The organism is Brooklawnia sp. (genome assembly GCF_049651565.1).
Lineage (GTDB): Bacteria > Actinomycetota > Actinomycetes > Propionibacteriales > Propionibacteriaceae > Brooklawnia.
Window position 1 is genome coordinate 1 of the sequence record NZ_JBASCI010000076.1, and the last position, 5,497, is coordinate 5,497.

The 5,497-nt window shown below is 69.5% G+C and carries 4 protein-coding genes; 1 reads left to right on the forward strand and 3 read right to left on the reverse strand.

Annotated features, from left to right (window positions below; translation table 11 throughout):
• Positions 1 to 59 precede the first annotated feature (59 nt).
• Positions 60 to 1,121, forward strand: coding sequence for a DNA integrity scanning diadenylate cyclase DisA (gene disA, locus WBL05_RS03645; protein ID WP_424223806.1), 1,062 nt, complete (start codon positions 60 to 62; stop codon positions 1,119 to 1,121).
• A 232-nt stretch (positions 1,122 to 1,353) separates the two neighbouring features.
• On the opposite strand, the gene WBL05_RS03650 is transcribed toward disA, so the two are convergent.
• The 3 genes from WBL05_RS03650 to WBL05_RS03660 are packed head-to-tail and all read right to left on the reverse strand — an operon-like array spanning position 1,354 to position 5,331.
• A complete protein-coding gene (locus WBL05_RS03650) occupies positions 1,354 to 2,061 on the reverse strand; it encodes a hypothetical protein (protein ID WP_424223807.1) in 708 nt (235 codons plus the stop codon).
• Between the two features lie 46 nt (positions 2,062 to 2,107).
• Positions 2,108 to 4,582, reverse strand: a complete 2,475-nt coding sequence (locus WBL05_RS03655; RefSeq protein WP_424223809.1) for a glycoside hydrolase family 65 protein — start codon at positions 4,580 to 4,582, stop codon at positions 2,108 to 2,110.
• Positions 4,583 to 4,608: 26 nt separating this feature from the next.
• Positions 4,609 to 5,331, reverse strand: a complete 723-nt coding sequence (locus WBL05_RS03660) for an HAD family hydrolase (RefSeq protein WP_424223808.1) — start codon at positions 5,329 to 5,331, stop codon at positions 4,609 to 4,611.
• Positions 5,332 to 5,497: the final 166 nt, after the last annotated feature.

The following is a 5,497-nucleotide window of genomic DNA, read 5'->3' on the forward strand; positions in this document are numbered from 1 at the left end:
TTGCTGCACCGCAGCAAGCAGCCGGATCCGCAGACCATCACTGCCATACACTGACCAGGGTGAGCAGACCCCGCCTCCTGGGCCACGACGAAGAGCGCTACCGCCGCTACCGGGCGCTGCTCGCGCCGGGGACGCCGCTGCGTGAGGGGCTGGAGCGGATCCGGGCCGGGCGCACCGGGGCGCTGGTGGTGCTGGGCCGCAACCCGGTGGTCGACCAGATCTCCACCGGCGGTTTCACGGTCAACACCGACTTCACCCCCACCGCTCTGCGTGAGCTGGCGAAGATGGACGGCGGCATCGTGGTGGACGACCAGTTGTCCATCATCATCAGCGCCGGCGTCCACTTCACACCTTCGGCGGAGTTGCCGACCATCGAGACCGGGACACGGCACCGCACCGCTGACCGGATCGCGCTGCAGGCCAACATCCCGGTGGTGACGGTGTCGCAGGCGATGTCGTCGATCGCGCTGTTCATGGCGGGGCTGCGGTACGCGATCGAGTCGTCCGAGCAGATCCTGGTCAGGGCCGAGCAGGCGGTCGCGACACTGTCGCGGTACCGGGAGCGGCTGGAATCATCCACCGCGCAGCTCTCGGCGTTGGAGATCGACTCGCTGGTGACCGTCGGCGACCTGGTCAAGGCAGTTCAGCCGCTGGCGATGGTGCGCCGCCTGGCGCAGGAACTGGAAGGACATGTCGAGGCGCTCGGCGTGGACGGCCGGCTGCTGCAACTGCAGCTCTATGACCTGACCCACGGCATCGACCAGCTCGCCACCCTCCTCGAACTGGACTACCGCACCGAGGGTGACGAGCGGTTCAGCCTGGACGTGCTGAGCCACCTGCCGGCTGGCGACATCCTCGACCCGGTCAGCGTCGCCACCGCGATCGGATTCAGCGCCGGCAACCTCGACCAGCACCTGAACTGCCGGGGGTACCGGGTGGTCTCGCAGTCGGCCCAGATGACCACCTCCCAGGCTGGCCGGTTGCTGGAGCACTTCGGTTCGCTGCAGGAGGTGCTGGCCGCGTCCAGTTCTGCGCTGGCGTCGGTGCCGGGCGTTGGACAGGCCCGGGCGCGGGCCATCCGGGACGGGCTGGCCAGGATCACCGAGGCCGCGGGGCGATAGGCCTCAGCAGCCGACCCGCACCGCCACCCGCACCACCGCGCCATCCGGGCAGTATTGGGCACCCGGGGGGGCGAAACTGCACGCTCCTGACCCTCATGGCGTACATTTCCCGCCCCAGCGCAGGAAACCGCACGCCGTGTTGAGGCGGCCTGTCGTCTGGCCCGCCGGGCGTCAGGCGCCGGGCATCGACACTCGGGTGCTGAGGCCGCCGGGATGGCCGCCTGAGGCCGGCTCAGGGCTGCAGCTGCATCACGTGGCGGCCGGTGACCGAGCCGATGCTCGCGGTTGCCACGTAGGTGCCGGCTCCCAGCACGTCCTCGCGAAGTTCGCAGCCGGCCGAGCGGCGCACAGGCCACTCCAGGTCATAGCGGACCTCTTCGCCCTCGACGAGTTGGTAGGTCTCGGCGGGCTGCCACTCGGGGCAGTCAGCCGTGGACCAGATCCGGTCGTTGCCCGAGTTGACCACCACGGTCGCCTGCGGGTCGGTCAGGTCGAGCACGCACTCGGCCTGGTTGGTGGACGCGACCACGGTCAGGACGGTCGGCTCCTGGCCGGCGACGGTGTCCGGCCCCTCGATCCGCAGGTTCAGCTGCCTGGACAGGCAGGCCACCGGCTCGGCGGGCTCGGCAGGGGTCTCCTCGGCGGGGGTCTCCTCGTCCTCTTCGGCGGCTGGCTGGGTCGGCCCGAGCTCGGGGCCCAGCGACGCCTCCTCCCCGGCGGCGTCCGGCGACTGCGTCGGGGCGGTACTGGTGGGGACGGCAGATGTGGACGGCGGGGCCGCCACCGCAGTCGTGGCCACCTGCTGCCGGTTGCTGCCGGGTCTGGTCACCAGCAAGCTGATCGTCACCACCAGGGCGATGATGACCGCCGCTACCACACCACGTCGTATCCAGTACGTCCTGGTCGGCTCCTGGCCGACCGGGTCGAGCCACCCCTTCATGCCGTCATGCTAGGTGCTGGCCCGCCCGGCCCGGAGCGCCACGCTGCTAGACGGCAGGCAGTTGCTCGGTGCGGTACTCGGCGTCGGCTACGTCCGGAACCTCGGCGGTGATCAGGGTGCCGTCGGCTCGGCGGCCGCCGATCACCGGGTGGGTGCTGGCCAGTTCGGGCAGATTGAGCCCCTGGTGGGCCAGCGCGACCTCCACCGGGACCTCGCCCACCTCGTACTCCACCCCGCGCACCCGCAGCCGGATGGGCTCGCCGTGTTCGAGGGTGAAGGTGATCAGGCGCCTGGTCAGGTGGACCTTGATCCGGCTGCCGCGGTAGGTCAACCGGAAGGTGAGGTAGTCCCACGAACGGGGCAGCCGCGGATCGAAGTTCAGCAGGTCGTCGTCGTCCCGCAGCCCGCCGAAGCCGCTGACCAGGGCGCGCCAGGTGCCGGCCGCGGACGCGATGTGGACACCATCGGAGGTGTTGCCGTGGGTGTTGCCGATGTCGACGAACAGGCCGGCGTGGAAGTACTCCAACGCCATCTCCTGGTGGCCCACCTCGGCAGCGATGATCGACTGCATCACCGCGGACAGGCTGGAGTCGCCGGTGGTGATCGGGTCGTAGTACTCGAAGTCGGCCCGCTTCTCCTCCTGGGTGAACTCGCTGCTACGCAGGAACAACGCCAGCACCACGTCGGCCTGCTTGAGCACCTGGAAACGGTAGATCACCAGCGGGTGGTGGTGCAGCAGCAGCGGGTAGCGGTCGGGCGGGGTGTTCTCCAGGTCCCACAGCTCCTTGACGACGAACGCGTCGTCCTGCGGGTGGATGCCGAGCCGCTCATCGAACGGGATCAGCATGCCGTCGGCACAGCGTTCCCACTCGTTCACCTCGCCCGGCTCCAGACCGGTCGCCCGCACCAGCCGGTCGTAGGCCACCGGCGACTCGACAGCCAGTTCGCGGACGCGCCGGGCGGCCAGCCGCAGGTTCCAGCGGGCCATCACGTTGGTGTAGGTGTTGTTGTTCACCACCGTGGTGTACTCGTCGGGCCCGGTGACGCCGTGGATCTCGAAGGTCGCCCCGTGGCTGACCCGCCAGAAGCCGAGGTCGGCCCACATCCGGGCGGTCTCCACCAGCACCACAACGCCCTCGCCGTCCATGAACTCCCGGTCGGCGGTCATCGCGCCGTAGTGACCCAACGCGTAGGCGATGTCGGCGTCGATGTGGTACTGCGCGGTGCCGGCGGCGTAGTAGGCCGACGCCTCCTCACCGTTGATGGTCCGCCATGGGAACAGCGCACCCTTCACCGACAGCTCACGCGCGCGGTCGCGGGCCTGATCGATGTGCATCGACCGGAACCGCAGCGCGTTGCGCGCCTGTTCGGGCGCGGTCAGGGTGAGGAACGGCACCACGTAGACCTCGGTGTCCCAGAAGTAGTGCCCCTCGTAGCCGTCCCCGGTCAGGCCCTTGGCCGGCACCCCCATGCCGTCCGCGCGGGCAGCCGCCTGGGCGACTTGGTAGATGCACCACCTGATCGCCTGCTGCACCCGGGGGGCCGCGCCGACCTCGACGTCGCTACGCCGCCAGAAGTCGGCCAGCCATTGCCACTGCTCGCCGTGGTAGTAGTCGAAACCGTTCTCCCGCACCCGGTCCAGGGTGCGCCGGACCCGGTCGCTCAGCTCCCGCACCGGCACCCCGCGTGAGGTGTGGTAGGCGACCGCCTTGGTGATCAGGATCGGCTGCCCCTCCTCGGCGTCGATCCGGTAGATCTTGCGGCCCTGGTCGGGCTTGGTGTCGTCCAGTTCCTCGTAGTCGTTGGAGGTCCGGATGGAGTGGTCGGCCCCCACCGCCACGGTCATGCCGGAGTTGGCCAGCTGGTAGCCGAGGATCATCCGCCGCTGGCTGTTCCAGTACAGCTGGGAGTGCAGGACGCGGTGGTCGAGCCGCCGGTTGCGGCGCGGGTCGTCGTAGTTGACGCTGGTCCGCTGACCGCTCAGCTCGTCGTAGTCCTCCTTGTTGACGATCTGCGACGAGATCGCGATCGGCGCGCTGCCCTCCAGCATCGTCACCTCGAAGGTCATCAGAACCAGGTGCCGATCGGTGAAGCTCACCATCCGGGTCGACCGCACCCGGACCCGCTTGCCCGCCGGCGTCCGCCAGATCAGGTCGCGGCGCAGGATGCCCTCCCGGAAGTCGATCGAGCGCTCGTACTCCAGCAGGTCGGCCGCCGACAGCAGCAACGGCTCGTCGTCCACGTAGAGCTTGATCATGGACGAACTGGGCGCGTTGATCATGGTCTGCCCGACCCGCGCGAAACCGTAGGCGTTCTCGGCGTGCCGGATCTCCCAGGTCTCGTGCAATCCGTTGATGAAGGTGCCCGAGTAGTAGGATTCCCGACCCTCCTCGGGGTTGCCGCGAATCCCCAGGTAACCGTTGCCCACCGAGAACAGCGTCTCGGTCAGGCCGAGGTCCTTGTTGCTCGGGTACCGCTCGACCAGCCGCCACACCTCCGCGGGGAACCGGTGGTCGTCCATCGGGTCGCCGTCGATGCGATTACGGATCACGGCAGCAACTCCTCGCAACCTGCCACGACCAGGTCGGCGCCCGCGTCCAGCAGCGCCTGGTGACCGGCGCCCCGGTCGACCCCGATGACCAGGCCGAACCCGCCGGCCTGCCCGGCCTGGACGCCGGAGATGGCGTCCTCGAGGACGACCGCGTCGGCCGGGTCGACACCCAGTTCGCGGGCGGCGTGCAGGAAGCCCTCGGGTTCGGGTTTGCCGGCCAGGTCGAGGGCGCGGCTGACGTTGCCGTCCACCACCACCTCGAAGTAGTCGGCGAGCCCCGCCGCGTCCAGCACGGCCTCGGCGTTGCGGGAGGAGCTGACCACCGCCATCGGCAGCTCGCGGGCGGCCAGCGCGTCCAGCAGCTGCGCCGACCCGGGATAGGGTTCGATGCCCTCGCTGGCCAGCACTTGGTTGAAGTACTCGTTCTTGCGGTTGCCCAGGCCCGCGACGGTGTCAGCGGTGGCCGGGTCGGAGGCGTCCCCGGCGGGCAGCTCGATGGCCCGGCTGGTCAGGAAGGACGCCACCCCCTCGTAGCGCGGTTTGCCGTCGACGTAGGCGAAGTAGTCGTCGTCGGTGTAGGGCTCGGCGATGCCGCGCTGCGTCAGGTAGTCGTTGAACATCCGCGACCAGGCGAGCATATGGATGTCAGTGGTCGGGGTCAGGACCCCATCGAGGTCGAACAGGGCGGCGCGGTATTTGGTCCAGTCCACGGACTCCACCCTAGAGAAGAATTCAACTTTCGTCGCGGGTCAATTCCCGCCGGGATGCGACCGGTCCGTCACCACCACGGACGCCACGGCCAGCGCGGTCAGGCCGAGCGCCGGCAGGGTGTGGGCCAGCCGGTGCCCGCGGGCCCTGCGCCGTTCGCCGAACGCGAAGATCGCC